Origin of the sequence: Novosphingobium sp., from assembly GCF_049240505.1 — a bacterium.
Taxonomy (GTDB): domain Bacteria; phylum Pseudomonadota; class Alphaproteobacteria; order Sphingomonadales; family Sphingomonadaceae; genus Novosphingobium.
In genome coordinates, this window is record NZ_JBMLSM010000195.1 from 1 (window position 1) to 15737 (window position 15737).

The window sequence follows — 15737 nt, forward strand, 5'->3', positions numbered from 1 at the left end:
GAAATCTACCGTGGCGCCGAATATTCGACCAACATGCTGCCGAAGGTGAAGATCGAAATCGCCGCGAGCGACGACCTTGCGCCGCAGATCGTGGAAACGATCCAGCAGGCCGCCAGCACCGAAGCCATCGGCGATGGCAAGGTGTTCGTCCTCGATCTCGCATCGGCCACCCGTATCCGCACCGGCGAAACCGGGGATACCGCGCTGTGAGCGTGCCTTCCATTTCCGACCTTAGGGGAACCAACATGATCCGTAAGATGATCGGTGGCTTGGCGGGAACGGGCGCTTCGCTCTTCGCCGCTACGGCCGCCCACGCGCAGGAGGCGGCTGCCGCCACTGTAGACAAAGGCGATACCGCCTGGATGATGACGTCGACCGTCCTTGTCCTGATGATGATCCTTCCCGGCCTAGCGCTGTTCTATGGCGGTCTGACCCGCACCAAGAACATGGTCGCCACGATGACGCAGATCGGCGCGGTGGCGTGCCTCGCGATGCTGCTGTGGGTGATGTACGGTTATGGTCTGGCATTCGGACCTGAAGGCAATGCCTTCATCAGCTGGGGCAAGTTCTTCCTGTCCGGCGTCGATGCTTCGAGCCAGGCGGCAACTTTCACCGCTGGCGTCGAAATTCCCGAATATGTGTTCATCTCCTTCCAGATGACTTTCGCCGCGATCACCGTCGCGCTGGTGCTGGGTTCGGTGGTCGAACGCATGAAGTTTTCGGCCATCATGGCATTCGCAGCTGTCTGGCTGACGATCGTCTACTTCCCGATCGCACACATGGTCTGGGCTGCTGGCGGCCTGTTCTTCGACATGGGCGCGCTCGACTTTGCTGGCGGCACCGTGGTTCACATCAACGCTGGTGTCTCGGCATTGGTGGCGTGCCTCATCCTTGGCAAGCGCATTGGTTTCCAGAAGGAAATCATGGCACCGCACTCGCTGACCATGACTGCCATCGGCACGGGTCTGCTGTGGGTGGGCTGGTTCGGTTTCAACGCCGGTTCGGCGCTCGAAGCCAACGGTTCGGCTGCTCTTGCCATGATCAACACCTTCGTCGCTACGGCTTCGGGCGGTCTGTTCTGGATGCTTGCGGAACGTATGGCTGGCCACAAGGGTTCGGCACTGGGCTTCTGCTCGGGCATCATCGCTGGCCTCGTCGCCGTCACGCCTGCCGCTGGTAACTCGGGTCCGTTCGGCGCGATCGTCCTTGGTGCCATCGCTTCGATCATCTGCTTCTACATGGTCACCGTGATCAAGCCGAAGCTGGGCTACGATGACTCCCTCGATGCTTTCGGTATCCACGGCGTGGGTGGCATCGTCGGCGCCATCGGCACCGCGGTTGTCTATGCTCCGTCGCTGGGTGGCCCTGGCGCTGAAGACTACGACATGGGTGCCAAGCTGGTGGTCCAGATCCTCGCGGTCGTCACCACCATCGGTTGGGCCGCTGTCGGCACCGCTGTGGCGATGTTTGTCGCCAAGGCTCTTACCGGCCTGCGTGTCACCGAAGAAGTCGAACGCGAAGGCCTCGACCTCGGCGAACACGGCGAGCGCGCCTACAACTACTGATTTTTCGAATTGGCGGGATGGGCGGAACCAGATCCTCTCCCTCTCATCTTCCCACCCCGCCAAACCTTGTTCCTCCTGCGAACAGACTAAGGCCGGAAGCGCTAGCCCGCTTCCGGCCCTTTTTTTGTTCGTGCCTTGCGGTTCGCTTGCCGGGAACTGCCGCAATCTCTAAGGCGCGGCCTCATGGAAAACGCGCCGCAGACCCCATCCGCCCCCCAACCGAAAAGCTGGATCACAGGCATTCACGCCTATGTCCCCGGCAAATCGACCGGCAAGGACGGGCAGGTGCTGACCAAGCTCTCCGCCAACGAGAACCCGCTCGGCACCAGCGCTTCAGCGCTGGAAGCGAGACTCCATGCAGGCGATCCGGCGCGCTACCCTGATCCTGACAGCAAGGATCTGCGCGCCGCTATCGCGCAGGTTCACGGCCTCGATCCTGCGCGCGTGGTGATGGGCACTGGCTCTGACGAACTGCTCAACCTTGCGGCGCAGGCCTATGCCGGGCCGGGCGATGAAGTGCTTTACGTCCGCTATGGCTTTTCGGTCTATGACATCGCTGCGCGGCGGTGCGGGGCCGTGCCGGTGATCGCGCCCGATGCCGATTTTGGCACCGATGTCGATGCGCTGCTGGCTTGCGTGACAGAGCGGACCCGCGTGGTCTTCCTCGCCAATCCCAACAACCCCACCGGCAGTTGGCTGCCCCGCGCAGAGATCGCGCGCCTTCATGCAGGGCTTCGGCCTGATATCCTGCTGGTGCTTGACGGTGCCTATGCGGAATACGTCGATCCCGCGCTGGACGATGGCGCGCTGGACCTTGCCACCACCGCGCAGAATGTGCTGGCCACGCGCACATTCTCGAAGATCTACGGCCTTGCCGGAGAGCGGATTGGCTGGGGCACAGCGCACCCCGCCGTGGTCGATATGCTCAACCGCATTCGCGGACCGTTCAACATTTCGCTGACCGGGCAGGCCGCTGGCCTTGCGGCAGTGCAGGATCAGGCCTTCGTCGAAGCCTCGCGCAGCCACAACGCAAAGCAACGCGCGCGCTTTGTTGAAAAGCTTGAAGCTCTGGGCAACCACGGCGTGCGCCCCTTGCCCACTCAGGCCAATTTCGTACTGATCCTGTTTGAGGGCAAGGTGACCGCCGAGGATGTTTACACGGGCCTGATGGACCACGGTTATATTACCCGCTGGCTGCCGGGGCAGGGCCTGCCGCAAGCGCTGCGGATCACTATCGGCACCGCAGAGCAGATGGATGAAATTGCCGAGGCCATCCGTTCGATGTGCGAGGCTGCGAAGTGAGCGCTGCGCCCTTCAGCCAAGTCACCATCGTTGGCTTGGGGCTGCTTGGCGGGTCGATCGGTCATGCGGTACAGGCCTGCCTGCCCGGCGTCACGGTGGTGGGTTACGATGCCGATCCTGCGGTGCGCGACGCCGCGCGCAACCTTGGCCTTGCTCACCGAATTGCAGATGACGCAGCCGATGCCGCTGTAGGATCGGACCTTGCGATCTTCTGCGTGCCCGTGGGTGCGATGGGCGATGCTGCGCGCGCAATCGCCCCCGGGCTTTCGCCTGATGCTCTGGTCAGCGATGTCGGCTCATCCAAGGCGACCGTTGCCGCAGCGCTGGCAGAGGCATTGCCCGGCCATCACGTGATCCCGGCCCACCCGGTTGCCGGGACCGAGCGCAGCGGCCCTGACGCGGGCTTCGCCACGCTGTTCCGCAACCGCTGGTGCATCGTCACGCCGCCTGCCGATGCCGATGCGGCCCTGACCGCCCGCCTCGTCGCCTTCTGGGAAGCGCTGGGTGCGCGTGTCGAGATGATGGACGCCGACCATCACGACAAGGTTCTGGCCGTCACCAGCCACCTGCCGCACCTGATCGCCTATACCATCGTCGGTACCGCGTCGGACCTTGAACAGGTCACGCAAAGCGAAGTCATCAAATATTCCGCAGGCGGCTTCCGCGATTTCACCCGCATCGCCGCATCAGACCCCACGATGTGGCGCGACGTGTTCCTGACCAACCGCGACGCCGTTCTGGAAATGCTCCAGCGCTTCACCGAAGACCTGACCGAACTGCAAAAAGCCATCCGCAAGGGCGACGGCGATGCGCTGCACGATCACTTCACCCGCACCCGCGCCATCCGCCGAGGCATCATTGAAATGGGGCAGGACGATGCGCGGCCCGATTTCGGACGGAGCGATCATTCGGGGCAGGGGTGAGGGGAAAAGGTGTAAGATATATGAATCTTGCCGCGCAATGCTATCGAGGCTACGCGCGGCGCGTGCTTGAGGCGGGATTTGACGAATTGCAATCTGGCACCTCCCGATTGTCTTTGCGGATAGTCGCACTGCTGCAAGGAAGCCGCTGATGACAAATGAAATTTTGACAATCGGATATGAAGGGGCTGATATTGATTCCTTCATATCGACGCTATCTTTAGCGGGGATAGAACACCTTCTGGATGTTCGCGACTTACCGATTTCACGAAAGCGCGGTTTTTCAAAATCGCAGCTGGCTCTCGCTCTGAAGGCTGTGGGAATTGATTACACTCACCTGAAAGCGCTAGGCGATCCAAAGCCCGGCCGCGAGGCAATGAAACGGGGCGACTACCAGAGTTTCTTGGCTATCTACTCCACTCACATTGCCACAGATGATGCGCAAAAAGCGCTTGATGAAGCAGCAAATATAGCAAGATCCGCGAAAGCCGTTCTCCTGTGTTATGAGCGGAGTCCGAAAGAATGCCATCGATCAATAATAGTCGACCATCTCCAAGGTCGTGAAACTTTTAACGTTCGTCATCTTGGAGTCCAGAAAAGCACCTCAGCGCCGGTAAAAGTGTCAATTATACATTCCATTACGGCGCAATCCACAGCTCAAGCTTGAGTTTCGGCTGCCTCAATGACACTTAAGTGTTCTGAAAATGGATTCAGGGGGTTGGAGCAGTGGCATCACGGCAAGCACGGATACTCATTCTGTGTAAGACTTATCCGTCCCCCAGCGCCAAGCACGTTGAGACGTCATGCGTTGCAGGCTTGGACGAGAGCGGCAAGTTCATTCGCCTTTTTCCGGTACCATTCCGTCTGGTTAGAGACGAGCAACAGTTCAAGAAATGGCAATGGATAGCTGCTCGGATAGAGAAAGCAAAAGGCGACCATCGGACTGAAAGCCACAAAATTTATGTCGACACCATCGATTGTAGCCAAAAGCCAATTTCGACCCACGCTAGATGGGCTGATCGTCGGGTGGCATTAAATGGAGTTTCAGTATTTAACGATTTTGCAGCTTTAGAGAGTGATCGGAAATCCAGCGGTACAACTATCGGACTATTGAAGCCAAGTAGTATTATTTCACTGGACATTACACCGGAGCGACCAGACTGGACTGATGAGGAGCGAAAGAAACTAGAAGCCAATGAGCGTCAAATCGGGCTTTTTGATGCTGCGGACGAGCAAAATCTAGCGCAACTACGCAAGATACCCTTCTCATTTCACTACCGCTACACGTGTACGATAGGCGGTACGACAAACGAGTATCGTCATAAAATTGTTGATTGGGAAGCGGGTGCTCTTTATTGGAAATGCGTCCGTCGGCATGGGGACAACTGGGAAATCCCGTTCCGGCAAAAGTTGGAGGAAGCCTTACCGGCTGCCGACTTGCACTTTCTGATGGGCACAATCCACCGGTTTCCGGATCAATGGCTTATAATCAGCCTAATCTACCCGCCTCGGATGCTTCCGAATCTTCAACCAACTTTATTTGACTAATTATCCAAAAGAAGAACCGGTTCTTTACATCAGATCGGTGACTGATAGCTCAACCCTCACCCATTCAGCGCATTGATCGCCGCCTCAACCCGCGCCTCGATCTCCTCACGCGGCAATCCGGCAGGGATTTCCTCGGCGAAGCGGTAGCGGATCGTGCCCGGTTGCTTCCATGTGCGGTGGTAGAGCGGGCCGCTGTCTACCGCCACGGGGATGACCGGCAGGCGCAGCAGCTTGTAGATGCCGGCAAAGCCCGCCTGCAGTTTGCCCGGCGTGCCGTGGGGCGTGCGGGTGCCTTCGGGGAAGATGATCAGCGGGCGGTCTTCGGCGATCAGCCGCTTTGCTTCGCTCAGCATCGTGCGCAGCGCCTTGGCCCCGGCCTCGCGCTCCACCCCGATCAGGCCGAAGTTGCGCCCGGCCAGCCCCCAGCCGGGAATGGCCAGCAGTTCGGCCTTGGCGAAGACCACGGGCAGGCGGAACAGCCAGGGCATGTCGATCGCTTCGAAGAAGGCCTCGTGCCGGATGGCGTAGAGTACGCCCGGTTTGAACACCGGGTTTTCCAGTTCCACGCGGATGCCCAGCAACCAGCGGCAGCACAGCCGATGCCATCCGCTCCAGCCGCGCACGAACATGCGGAATAGCGGTTTGGAGATCGACATGAACAGCACCGAGCCGCACACAAACACCACAGAGCCGACGTAAAACGCCACATAGAAAGCCAGGCTGCGGGGCACGGAAAGGACTTTGCGCAAGCTCACCAGCCGATCATCCATGCCACCAGTCGCGCTACCAGTTTGTTATATTCGATGAACAGAATGCGGAAACTGGGCTTTGATGGCACCGCGTCCTCAACGATGATCAGGCTGTCCGGTGCCTCTGCCGCCAGATCGAAGGCGGCACGGCGCATGTGCCAGTCTGTCGTCACCAACCGGATAGAGCGGAGCTTGTTCTCCCTGATCCAGCGCATTGTCTCGACCGCGTTGCTGCGGGTATCAACCGCGTCGTAACCCAGCGTGATGCAGCAGGCCATCAGGCGTTCTGGCACCTTGTATTCTACCGCAAATTCGCGTGGGCGCACTTCGCGATCGACGCCGGAAACCAGCAGGCGCTTCGCCCGGTTTTTCTGAACAACATCAAGCGCGTGAGGAATGCGCCCGCCGCCGCCGGTGAGCGCGACCACGCCATCGGTGCGCACAGGTTCGATCACCGGCTGCGGCAGGAACATGGCGAACCAGAAGAAGCCCAGCGCCCATGCAACCAGAAGGAGCGACAGCAGTCGGCGAAAGATGCCGCGCTTCGTCACAGCATCCCTTTCAGCGCGTTGAGCACCGAAAACCGGGCGGTCAGCACCGCCAGCAGCACACCGGCCACGGGGATGCAGCAGATGGCCAGCCAATCGGTCCAGCCAAGCCCGCCTGCGGTCATCATGCCAGATCCCAGTGCGGCGAACTGGCGGCCGAGCAGCCCTGTTGTCACCACACCCAGCAGCAGGCCACCGATACCGCCTGCAGCCGCATCCACCGCCATCGAGCGCTGAAATATCCGCGCGATCTGCGCGTCGGTGCCACCGAGCATGTGGACGATCTCGATGGTGGTGCGATGGTTGCTGAGTGCATTGCGCGTTGCCAGCAGCACGGTGGCGACCGTTGCGAAGGCCAGCAGCGCGATCAACCCGCCCGCCAGCCATTGCATTGCACCGATGGCTTCGAACACAGGCGCCAGCCAGCTTGCCTGCGCATCCACGCGCGCATCGGCGGCGCGCGGCGCGATCCGCGTGCGCAGTGCCGCAACGCTGGCCTTGCTTGCAGTGCCTGACAGGCGCACATCGATCAGAGCGGGCACGGGCAGGGCGTTGACATCATCGCCCGCCGTGGTGCCCAGCCAAGGCTCTACCAGCGCATCGAGCTCCTTTTGCGGCACCAGCCGCGCCGACGCTACGCCCGGCGCGGCCTGCAGCGCTTCGAGCGCGGCTTGCGCCTGCCGGTCACGCTCGCGCGGGGCGCCGTTGACGATCTGCACCGTAACGCCGCCAGCAACGTCGGCGCTGGCTACGCGGGCGGTGTTACGCAGCGCAAGTCCGCTGGCGCTGGCCACCACGGTCAGCCCGATCATGATCGCGATGACCCACGGCATCGGGCCGGACAGCTTGCCTTGTGGCAGCAGCCGACTTTCGGCGCTCGCGCGTTCCCGCCATTCGCCACGAAGCCCATCGGTGAAGTCTGCCCGCATCGTCATGCCCGCGTCAGATCGGGGCGTGGCGTGGGGGAAACGCGGCGCGGCGGATAGCGCAGGGCGCCAGTGGGGTCTGACAGGCGCCCCTTGTCCAGCCGCATGATCAGCGATTCCGGCACCTTGCGGATCAGATGAACGTCGTGAGTGGCGACCACCACGGTCGTGCCGAGCCGGTTGAGCGCTTCGAAGAGGCGCAGCAGCTTGATCGCCATGTCGGGATCGACGTTGCCGGTCGGCTCGTCGGCCACCAGCATGTCGGGCCTGCCGATGACGGCGCGGGCGATGGCCACGCGCTGCTGCTCTCCGCCCGAAAGCGTGGCGGGGCGCGCATGGCTGCGGTCGCCCAGTTCCACCCACTCCAGCATGTCGGTCACAGGCTTCACGATGTCACGCTCGGGCACGCCCGCCACGCGCAGCGGCAGGGCCACATTGTCGAAGGCGGAAAGGTGCGGGACCAGCCGGAAGTCCTGAAAGACCACGCCCAGACGGCGGCGGAAGCCGGGCAGCCGATCGCGCGGCAATGTAATCGCATCGGTGCCGAACATGCGGATCAGCCCGCGCGAAGGGCGCTGGGCGAGGTATAGCAGCTTCAGCATCGTCGTCTTCCCCGCGCCCGAAGCGCCGGTGAGGAAGTAGAAACGCCCGGAATAGAGGGTGAAGCTGATGTCCGTCAGGACTTCCTTGCCCGTGCCGTAGCGCAGGCCAACGTTGTCGAAATGGACAATCTCCGCGTCTTCGTTGTGGCTCATGAGGAGGAGACTGTACCCGTTTGCTGCGCGGTTATGATTACGCCAGATAGGCCATACGCGGCAATCCATGTGGAAAAAAGGCCGTTGAGGCGTTTCTTCGCGTGTGAAGCTATTGTTTCGACAGGCTTGGCCATGCTTAACCCACAGCCATGATCATCGCGTGCCCCGCCTGTTCGACGCGCTATGTCGTTCCCGACAGTGCCATTGGTGTTGACGGCAGGACCGTGCGTTGTGCGCGGTGCCGCCATGCGTGGTTCCAGAACGGCCCTGAACTGCCCGAACGCGAATCGGCAGAACTGGCTGTTGCGGCTCCGTCAGAAGCATCGGTTTCGGCATCGGCAGGTGCCATGCAGGCTGCGCCTGTTTCAGCGCCCGTAGCCGAAACCGTCGGCGCGGCTGCACCGATCCGTGACGAGCCGGTCGTGCCGCCTCCTTTGCCAGAAGCCGCGCGCCGCACCCCGGCACCGGTCTATGACGATACGGATACGTCGCCCTTCGATCACCAGCCACCGTTCCGTCCGCGCCGCAATCCGACGAAGATGTGGACGATCGCTGCGGTGGCCTTCGCGGTGACCGTGGCCGGGCTGGCTGGTGCTGCATGGTACTATGGTCTGCCCAAGTGGCTGCCCGGCGCGGCGCAAACATTTGGCGCGGATCGCCCGGATCTGATCCTGTCGTTCCCGGCCGAAAAGCAGGACCGCCGCCAGCTTCCCAACGGCACCGAATATTTCGGCGCAAGCGGCACGGTGACCAATACCGGCAAGGATGTGCGCGCACTTCCCGAAATCCTGATCGTGCTGCGCGATTCGAACGACAAGGTTGTGAAGACCTGGGACGTGCCGCCGCCGCAGGATGAGCTTGCCCCCGGTGAAAGCGTGACGATCAATGCGGCGGTAACCGATGTGCCCAAGGCCGCCAAAGTCGCCGAAATCGGCTGGAAGCCGGATTGATTTGAAAAAAGTCCTGATCGTTGTTGCGCGCACCAAATTGCTTTGCTAGGGGCGCGCTCCTACCCCACCACGGGGCGCTGGCCACAGGCCATTGCACCCCGTCTGATTTTGCGGTCGTGGCGGAATTGGTAGACGCGCAACGTTGAGGTCGTTGTGGGCGAAAGCCCGTGGAAGTTCGAGTCTTCTCGACCGCACCATCACCCTTTGAAAATGTGATCCTTGCCTTCGGGCGCCCGGTTTTGCGGGCCTTTTGACGTTTGTTCACGCTTTCCGGGAGCGAAAAACGCGAATCATGTGAATTCAGGGGTTTGGGCGGAGTTAGTTGATGAAGTCCAGGCGGCGTCGATTCATCGAGCGGCGCTGAACTGCGTATGGGATCGACGATGTCAAAAAGCCACCAAGGATGACGGGGGCGATCCGTGTAGGAAACCGGTTTTACATCGTGGGTATATTGGGGAATGATAGGCGGCGTTCCGGCGATTCAGGGGATGGGTGTGAGGCGGCAATTGGGGGTTATTGCACCTGTCACCGTAATTCCCCGAAGCTTGCTAGTGTTTATGGGCAAGAAGGTTCGTGGTTCGATCTTGTCGCCAATCAAATGGATTTCCCCTCGAATCTTCCCAGTCAAATAAAGGGTATCTGGGATACTGGGAAAGCCAATGCGGCACTACAAGGCGTTACAGTTAGCGCCGAAGAGTTTACCCAGCAGTTCGTGGACACCAACTTTCCAACTTAGATGTTGCCGCAGAGAGTGCAGAAATTACGGTGACGCTTTACTAAATCCCCAATCATCCCATTGGTCAAAGCCCTGCCCCGATCCTGATTGAACCTCATGACCACCGAGCGCCACACCACGCACGGAATCAACGATATTCCATGCACACCCTACACGGTGCCCGTGGATGTGGTTGGTGAATTACGGTGACACGTGCAATAACCCCCAAACTATTGACCTAAAACCTCCGCCCATATAGCCTCCCAGCATGGCCCGCCTTCCTCGCCTCGTCCTTCCCGGCATTCCGCACCACGTCACCCAGCGGGGCAACCGTCGCGAGCAGACGTTCTTCGAGGATGGCGATTATGCGCTCTACCTTGATCTGCTTGCCGAGGCGGCTGGGCGGGCAGGAGTGGAGATCTGGTCATACTGCCTGATGCCCAACCACGTGCACATCGTGGCGGTCCCTTCGGATGAGGACGGCCTGCGCCGCACGTTCCGCTACGTCCATCGCCACTACACCGGATACGTCAATGCGCGCCTGCGCGTGACAGGCCATCTGTGGCAGGGCCGCTTCAGTTCGGTGGCAATGGACGAGCCACACTTCGTCGCCGCGCTCCGCTACATCGCTTTCAACCCCGTCCGCGCCCGTCTGGTGGCGCGGTGCGAGGACTGGCCGTGGTCCAGCACCCGTGCGCTGATGGTGGGCGAGGATGACCGGTTCGTCACCGCAGGGCCTGCGCTGCAGAGGGTGGGCGACTTTGCCGCATTCCTTTCCGAAGATTTCGACGAAGCGCTGACCTATGCCGCTATCCGCAGGGCTGAAAGCACCGGACGGCCGGTTGGCTCACCGGAATGGCTGGCCGACATGGAAGAGCAGACAGGCCGTAGCCTCTCACCGCAGAAACGCGGTCCGAAACCTCGAAGCGTGGCGTATTCAGGGCCGGTGGCCGCAAACGGATAGTCACCGTAACGCCTGCGTCCGCCCGGCCAGAAGTTCAGAACATCGGATGCGGGTTGGCCGATTTTTCCGGGATGGGCTGGATCACGTCCCAGTGTTCAACGATCTTGCCGTCCTTGAGCCGGTAGAAGTCTGCCACGGCGGCTCCGCGTGCGGCGGGATCGGGGCGGGCGAAGATGTGGATCGCGGCAAGATCGCCATCGACGAGGATCTTGCGGACTTCGAAGTTGCGGGTTCTGTCAGAGAACATCGGCTGGAGCAGCGCGATGGCTGCGTCGCGGCCGTCGGGGACGCCGGGATTGTGCTGGATGTAATCGGGCGCGACATAGGTTTCGAACGCCTGCTTCACGTCGCGCTCGACATAGAAAAGGCGCGCGAAGTCTTCCACGATCTTGCGGTTGTCGGGCGCGGCGGGGCCATTGCCGAGCAGGGCAAGCGCGGCAGTGGCGGCTAAGGTGATGCGGGCGATGCGGGCGCGGCGCATCAGGCGGTGGCCGGTGCGGGCTGGCGCGGGGCCACGATGAACCATGTGACCAGTGCAATGACCACGCCGAGCAGGCCCGCGATGACGAAGGCACCCTGCATAGAACCGCTGTAGACCCGCGCTGCGCTGACCAGCAGGGGCGAGACGAACTGGCCGAAGAAGAAGGCCGATGTCCACACGCCCATGCCGCGTCCGCGATGTTCGAATGGCAGATAGCCCTGCGCCCATGCGATCAGCGTGGGCACGGCCATACCTGCGCCGGTCTGTTGCAGTGCCATGCCTGCAACCATGCCTGTCCAATCTTCAGCCATGCCGATCACGGCAAGTCCGGCGCCAAGCAGAAGCAGGAAGATGGTGAGCTGGACGCGCGGGCCGAAGCGGGTGGTTGCCCAGAAAATTCCGGCGCCGACGATCACGAACATGCTGGGGATGGTGGTGAGGCGGCCAATCTCGGCCGGGTCGGTCACGCCGAGTTCCTTCCACACCATGCCGCCATTGATGATGAAGACATAATAGAGTGCGCCGCCGAACAGGGTGACCACCCCGAACAGCAGCACGCCTGCCCACGGGAACGGCGTGCTGGTCTGCGCGCCGATGCCGAGCATCTTGCGCGCCGTCTCGTCGCTTTCCGGTTCGTAGATGAAGGCGAGCATGGCGAAGAAGACAAGGAAGCCTGCGCCGTAGATCAGGAAGACCGCGTTCCAGCTCATCGCGGCAAGATAACCTGAGGTGAAGATCACCGCGCTACCGAAGAACGGGCCGATCAGGCCCTGAAGCGTGAGCCAGCGGTTGCGCCCCTGCTGGTCCCAATAATCGCCGATCAGCGTGTTCACCGTGGTCAGAATCGCGGCTTCGGCCACGCCGAGCAGCAGGCGCGAGAGGTAGATCTGATCGAGGTCGGCCAGAAACATCGGCGCGATGCCGACGAAACCATAGAGCGCGGTGGAGACGAGCAGCAGGCGGCGGCGACCGAACCTGTCGACCATCAGGCCGGCGAAAAGCGCGAGCACGGCAACGGTCAGGCCCGGCGCGGATACCATCGCCGGAACTTTGGTCTGCGCCGCAGGATCGCTGACGAAATGCGCGATCATGGCGGGAACCGCAGGAAACATCGAGACGATCGCGATGATCGGCAGAAAGCCCGCAAGGACGATGGTCAGCCCTTGCGGTATGCCCGGTTGGCGCGGAGCCTTGGTTTGCGTGCCCATGTCTTCTCCCAAATGCACGGTAGGGCTAATTAGAACCCTTATTCTCAAAGGGTATTCCGCCACGGTCCACTCAAGTCAAGCTAAAGCCTTGGATGGTTTTTCATCAATTCCATGAATGAAGAGGCATAAAAATTACTTGCTTTGTGAATTGATGGGGGCGGCTTAAATCTGCGGCGCCAACCAACAGTGCCATTCGAGAGGGGCACATTCTGCGCTGCAGTGTGTGTGCAAAATTATGAAAAACCTGAATATTCTTGTTGTCGGTGCGGGAATCGGCGGCCTTTCCGCGGCGATTGCCCTGGGCCGTGATGGTCACGCCGTGACCGTGATCGAGCGTGACCCCAACTGGTCGGTCTATGGTGTGGGGATCATCCAGCAATCGAACGTGATCCGGGCAATGGATCAGCTTGGCGTGCTCGACAGTTTTCTTGATGCGGCCTGTGGTTTCGATGCGGTGGAGATTTTCCTGCCCGATGGCACCAAGGTGGCGCGCGTTCCTTCGCCCCGGTTGGTGGAAGGCAAGCCCGCCAATGTCGGGATTGGTCGGCGCGCCTTGCAAAAGGTGCTGGGCGATAGTGCCAAGGCGCTGGGTGCGGAAGTGCGCCTTGGCGTAACTGCCGAGAAGATCGATGATGATGGGGCAAAGGTTCAGGTGACCTTTTCCGACGGTTCGACCGGTAGCTATGATCTGGTGATCGGGGCGGACGGTGTTTATTCGCAGACCCGCGCAATGATCCTGCCCGATGCCGAAAAGCCCGAATTTACGGGGCAGGCGGTGTGGCGTTACAACTTCCCGCGTGCCGAAGGGCTGGATGCGCTGCAGGTCTATAACGGGCCGACCGGCGTGGGGCTGGTGCCGATGAGCGCAGACGTGATGTACATGTATGTCACCACGCCGGAGCCGGACAAGCCGTGGTATCCCAAGGACGGGATCGCCGCCGCGATGCGTGGCAAGCTGGCAAAGTGTTCGCCTCAGATTCGCGAACTGGGTGAGCAGATCACCGACGATGACGGTGTGGTCTATCGTCCGCTCGAAGGGATGCTGGTGCGGGGGGACTGGAGCCTTGGCCGCGTGGGCCTGCTGGGCGATGCCGTCCACGCCACCACCCCGCATCTGGGGCAGGGCGCTGGCATGGCGATCGAAGATGCGATCGTGCTGGCCGAGGAACTGGGCCGTGCCGACGACGTGGAAAGTGCTCTCAAGGCATACCGCGACCGACGGTTCGAGCGCTGCCGCTACATTGTCGAATCCAGCCTTGCGATCTGCATGGGCCAGTTGGGCAAGGGGCCTGCGGTCGACAATCACAAGGCTACGGCGGAGATGTTCGCAGTCGTCTCGCAGCCGATCTGATTTTACGTTTTCAAGGAAGATCACAAATGAGCCGTGTTACCGAAATCCGCTATGTCGGGTATGGCGTGAAGGAATTCGACGCTGAAAAGGCGTTTTACGCCGATGTGTGGGGGCTTGAGCCGGTAGGCGAGGCCGAAGGACAGGCCTGGTTCAAGGCGCAGGGCCACGACGAGCATCACGTTGTGCAACTGCGCAAGGCGGAAGAGAACCGCATCGATGTGATCGCGCTTGCGGCTGACAGCCGGGCCGATGTCGATGGCTTGCTGGCCAAGGTCGAAGCCGCCGGATGCAAGGTGGTGGCTGCGCCTGCCGAACTGACATCACCGGGCGGCGGATATGGGTTCCGCTTCTTCTCTCCCGATGGGCTGCTGTTCGAGATTTCGAGCGACGTGGCCAAGGGCGCTTCACGCGAACTGGCGCGCTGGGAAGGCGTGCCGGTGAAGATCAGCCATATCGTACTGCATTCGCCCAATCATCACGACACGGTGAAGTTCTTCACCGACGTGCTGGGCTTCAAGGTTTCGGACTGGCTGGGCGATTTCATGTGCTTCCTGCGCTGCAATTCGGCGCACCACCGCATCGCCATCCTGCCGGGGCCGCCGTGCCTGAACCACGTTGCCTATGACATGCTGAGCGTGGACGACATGATGCGCGGCGCACACCGGTTGAAGGTGAAGGGCGTGGACATGGGCTGGGGACCGGGACGCCACACGGCGGGCAACAACACCTTCAGCTATTTCGTGACGCCCGGCGGTTTCGTGACCGAATACACCTCTGAACTCGAAGAGGTCGATTTCGAAAGCCATCAGCACAAGGTCCACGTTCCGGCGCCGCTGGTCATGGACCAGTGGGGCATTGGCACAGGCGGGCCGCAGACGTTGCCGCATCCGCACGCCAATCCCGGCCTGTTTCAGGTTGTGGAGGTCTGATCGATGGCGCTTTACGAACCATTCCCGAACTACATCTGGAACCTGTCCGTCTCGATCGCGATGGAGAGCGGTGGGCAGATCGGCGAGATCGTCGACATGTGTCAGCCGATCATCGACGCGGCGGCCAATGGCGGCGATGCCGGCACGCCGCAGTTCATGAAGCAGTGGGCGTCCTATGGTGACAAGCTGATCGAACTGGCGGGTGAGGACGAGGCCAAGGGCCGCATGTTCTCAGCCTCCAACAAGCTGGAGCGTGCTTCGCTCTATCTGCTGGTGGCAGAGCGTATGCAGGGACACGGCGCGCCGGGCCGCAAGGAAACTTATGCCAAGGCGCTGGACGCTTTCGAGAAGTCTACCAGGCTGGGCAAGATCAACCGCGCGCGGGTGGAAATCCCTCTCGCTGATGGCACCATGCCAGCGCTCTATACCCGTGCCGAAGGGCCGGGGCCGCATCCGGTTGTTGTCTATTGCAACGGTCTGGATAGCTGCAAGGAACTGCTTTACTGGAGCCGCCTGCCCGAAGCGCTGGCGCGGCGCGGCATTTCCACGCTGTGCGTCGATCAGCCCGGATCGGGCGAGGCGCTGCGGTTGCAAGACTTGCCGGTCGATCCGCATTCGGAAAGCTGGGCAAGCAAGGCAGTGGACTGGCTGGAACAGCAGCCGGACGTGGACCCTGCGCGTATCGGCATGACGGGCATTTCGCTGGGCGGCCATTTTGCACCGCGTGCGGTGGCCTATGAGCCGCGCTTTGCCAGCGGAGCGGTGTGGGGTGCCAACCACAACTGGCGCGAAGTGCAGGACAAGCGCATGAAGCGCGAGGGCGAAA

Annotated in this window: 17 protein-coding genes and 1 tRNA gene; 12 read left to right on the plus strand and 6 right to left on the minus strand. The window is 61.4% G+C overall.

The annotated features are described in order from the left end of the window. From ACOVQ0_RS15615 to ACOVQ0_RS15640, 6 genes are all read left to right on the plus strand, one after another. Positions 1-210, plus strand: a 210-nt coding sequence (locus ACOVQ0_RS15615; protein WP_421886421.1) for a P-II family nitrogen regulator, incomplete at its 5' end; no start/stop codon positions are given. A 35-nt stretch (positions 211-245) separates the two neighbouring features. Next, positions 246-1565 (plus strand): ammonium transporter, encoded by a 1320-nt coding sequence (locus ACOVQ0_RS15620; protein ID WP_421886424.1) that lies wholly within the window; start codon positions 246-248, stop codon positions 1563-1565. A 183-nt stretch (positions 1566-1748) separates the two neighbouring features. Then, positions 1749-2867, plus strand: a complete 1119-nt coding sequence (hisC, locus tag ACOVQ0_RS15625; RefSeq protein ID WP_421886427.1) for a histidinol-phosphate transaminase — start codon at positions 1749-1751, stop codon at positions 2865-2867. Beyond that, a complete protein-coding gene (locus ACOVQ0_RS15630; RefSeq protein WP_421886430.1) occupies positions 2864-3790 on the plus strand; it encodes a prephenate/arogenate dehydrogenase family protein in 927 nt (308 codons plus the stop codon). Before hisC ends, ACOVQ0_RS15630 begins: the two co-directional genes overlap by 4 nt. A gap of 148 nt (positions 3791-3938) precedes the next feature. Next, the gene (locus ACOVQ0_RS15635) at positions 3939-4454 is read left to right on the plus strand and encodes a DUF488 family protein (RefSeq protein ID WP_421886434.1); all 516 of its coding nucleotides are present in this window, start codon (positions 3939-3941) and stop codon (positions 4452-4454) included. 149 nt (positions 4455-4603) lie between these two features. Next, positions 4604-5335, plus strand: coding sequence for a hypothetical protein (locus ACOVQ0_RS15640; protein ID WP_421886437.1), 732 nt, complete (start codon positions 4604-4606; stop codon positions 5333-5335). Positions 5336-5391: 56 nt separating this feature from the next. On the opposite strand, the gene ACOVQ0_RS15645 is transcribed toward ACOVQ0_RS15640, so the two are convergent. The 4 genes from ACOVQ0_RS15645 to ftsE are packed head-to-tail and all read right to left on the minus strand — an operon-like array spanning position 5392 to position 8313. Next, on the minus strand, positions 5392-6105 hold the full coding sequence (locus ACOVQ0_RS15645) for a lysophospholipid acyltransferase family protein (protein WP_421886440.1): 714 nt from the start codon (positions 6103-6105) through the stop codon (positions 5392-5394). After that, complete coding sequence (locus ACOVQ0_RS15650; protein ID WP_421886443.1) at positions 6087-6635, minus strand: YdcF family protein; 549 nt, start codon at positions 6633-6635, stop codon at positions 6087-6089. Before ACOVQ0_RS15650 ends, ACOVQ0_RS15645 begins: the two co-directional genes overlap by 19 nt. Next, complete coding sequence (locus ACOVQ0_RS15655) at positions 6632-7567, minus strand: cell division protein FtsX (protein ID WP_421886446.1); 936 nt, start codon at positions 7565-7567, stop codon at positions 6632-6634. The genes ACOVQ0_RS15650 and ACOVQ0_RS15655 overlap by 4 nt, the downstream gene beginning before the upstream one ends. Further along, entirely contained in the window at positions 7564-8313 is a 750-nt protein-coding gene (gene ftsE / locus ACOVQ0_RS15660) for a cell division ATP-binding protein FtsE (protein WP_421886449.1), read from the minus strand. The genes ACOVQ0_RS15655 and ftsE overlap by 4 nt, the downstream gene beginning before the upstream one ends. 149 nt (positions 8314-8462) lie before the next feature. Between ftsE and ACOVQ0_RS15665 the strand changes: the two genes are divergently transcribed. The 3 genes from ACOVQ0_RS15665 (at position 8463) to ACOVQ0_RS15675 (ending at position 10942) form a co-directional block, all read left to right on the plus strand. Beyond that, a complete protein-coding gene (locus ACOVQ0_RS15665) occupies positions 8463-9263 on the plus strand; it encodes an MJ0042-type zinc finger domain-containing protein (RefSeq protein ID WP_421886451.1) in 801 nt (266 codons plus the stop codon). A gap of 110 nt (positions 9264-9373) precedes the next feature. Further along, positions 9374-9460, plus strand: a tRNA-Leu gene (locus tag ACOVQ0_RS15670). 786 nt (positions 9461-10246) lie between these two features. Further along, positions 10247-10942 carry a transposase gene (locus tag ACOVQ0_RS15675; RefSeq protein WP_421886454.1) on the plus strand — a complete coding sequence of 232 codons (696 nt, stop codon included), beginning with the start codon at positions 10247-10249 and terminating at the stop codon, positions 10940-10942. 34 nt (positions 10943-10976) lie between these two features. Here ACOVQ0_RS15675 and ACOVQ0_RS15680 read toward each other — a convergent pair whose 3' ends face one another. Then, positions 10977-11468 (minus strand): nuclear transport factor 2 family protein, encoded by a 492-nt coding sequence (locus ACOVQ0_RS15680; RefSeq protein ID WP_421886457.1) that lies wholly within the window; start codon positions 11466-11468, stop codon positions 10977-10979. After that, a complete protein-coding gene (locus tag ACOVQ0_RS15685) occupies positions 11423-12631 on the minus strand; it encodes an MFS transporter (protein WP_421886460.1) in 1209 nt (402 codons plus the stop codon). Before ACOVQ0_RS15685 ends, ACOVQ0_RS15680 begins: the two co-directional genes overlap by 46 nt. A 235-nt stretch (positions 12632-12866) precedes the next feature. Here ACOVQ0_RS15685 and ACOVQ0_RS15690 point away from each other — a divergent pair, with 235 nt between their 5' ends. From ACOVQ0_RS15690 to ACOVQ0_RS15700, 3 genes are all read left to right on the plus strand, one after another. Then, entirely contained in the window at positions 12867-13982 is a 1116-nt protein-coding gene (locus tag ACOVQ0_RS15690; protein ID WP_421886463.1) for an FAD-dependent oxidoreductase, read from the plus strand. A 26-nt stretch (positions 13983-14008) separates the two neighbouring features. Continuing rightward, complete coding sequence (locus tag ACOVQ0_RS15695; RefSeq protein ID WP_421886465.1) at positions 14009-14911, plus strand: VOC family protein; 903 nt, start codon at positions 14009-14011, stop codon at positions 14909-14911. A gap of 3 nt (positions 14912-14914) precedes the next feature. Then, positions 14915-15737: alpha/beta hydrolase family protein (locus ACOVQ0_RS15700; RefSeq protein ID WP_421886468.1), on the plus strand; the 823-nt coding region annotated here is incomplete at its 3' end.

Excerpts from the sequence above, each read along its gene's own strand:
- ACOVQ0_RS15685 (WP_421886460.1), bottom strand. The coding sequence starts at position 12,631 with ATGGGCACGCAAACCAAGGCTCCGCGCCAACCGGGCATACCGCAAGGG.
- ACOVQ0_RS15680 (WP_421886457.1), bottom strand. The coding sequence starts at position 11,468 with ATGGTTCATCGTGGCCCCGCGCCAGCCCGCACCGGCCACCGCCTGATG.
- ACOVQ0_RS15675 (WP_421886454.1), top strand. The coding sequence starts at position 10,247 with ATGGCCCGCCTTCCTCGCCTCGTCCTTCCCGGCATTCCGCACCACGTC.
- ACOVQ0_RS15695 (WP_421886465.1), top strand. The coding sequence starts at position 14,009 with ATGAGCCGTGTTACCGAAATCCGCTATGTCGGGTATGGCGTGAAGGAA.
- ftsE (WP_421886449.1), bottom strand. The coding sequence starts at position 8,313 with ATGAGCCACAACGAAGACGCGGAGATTGTCCATTTCGACAACGTTGGC.
- ACOVQ0_RS15690 (WP_421886463.1), top strand. The coding sequence starts at position 12,867 with ATGAAAAACCTGAATATTCTTGTTGTCGGTGCGGGAATCGGCGGCCTT.
- ACOVQ0_RS15635 (WP_421886434.1), top strand. The coding sequence starts at position 3,939 with ATGACAAATGAAATTTTGACAATCGGATATGAAGGGGCTGATATTGAT.
- ACOVQ0_RS15655 (WP_421886446.1), bottom strand. The coding sequence starts at position 7,567 with ATGACGATGCGGGCAGACTTCACCGATGGGCTTCGTGGCGAATGGCGG.
- ACOVQ0_RS15645 (WP_421886440.1), bottom strand. The coding sequence starts at position 6,105 with ATGGATGATCGGCTGGTGAGCTTGCGCAAAGTCCTTTCCGTGCCCCGC.
- hisC (WP_421886427.1), top strand. The coding sequence starts at position 1,749 with ATGGAAAACGCGCCGCAGACCCCATCCGCCCCCCAACCGAAAAGCTGG.
- ACOVQ0_RS15665 (WP_421886451.1), top strand. The coding sequence starts at position 8,463 with ATGATCATCGCGTGCCCCGCCTGTTCGACGCGCTATGTCGTTCCCGAC.
- ACOVQ0_RS15620 (WP_421886424.1), top strand. The coding sequence starts at position 246 with ATGATCCGTAAGATGATCGGTGGCTTGGCGGGAACGGGCGCTTCGCTC.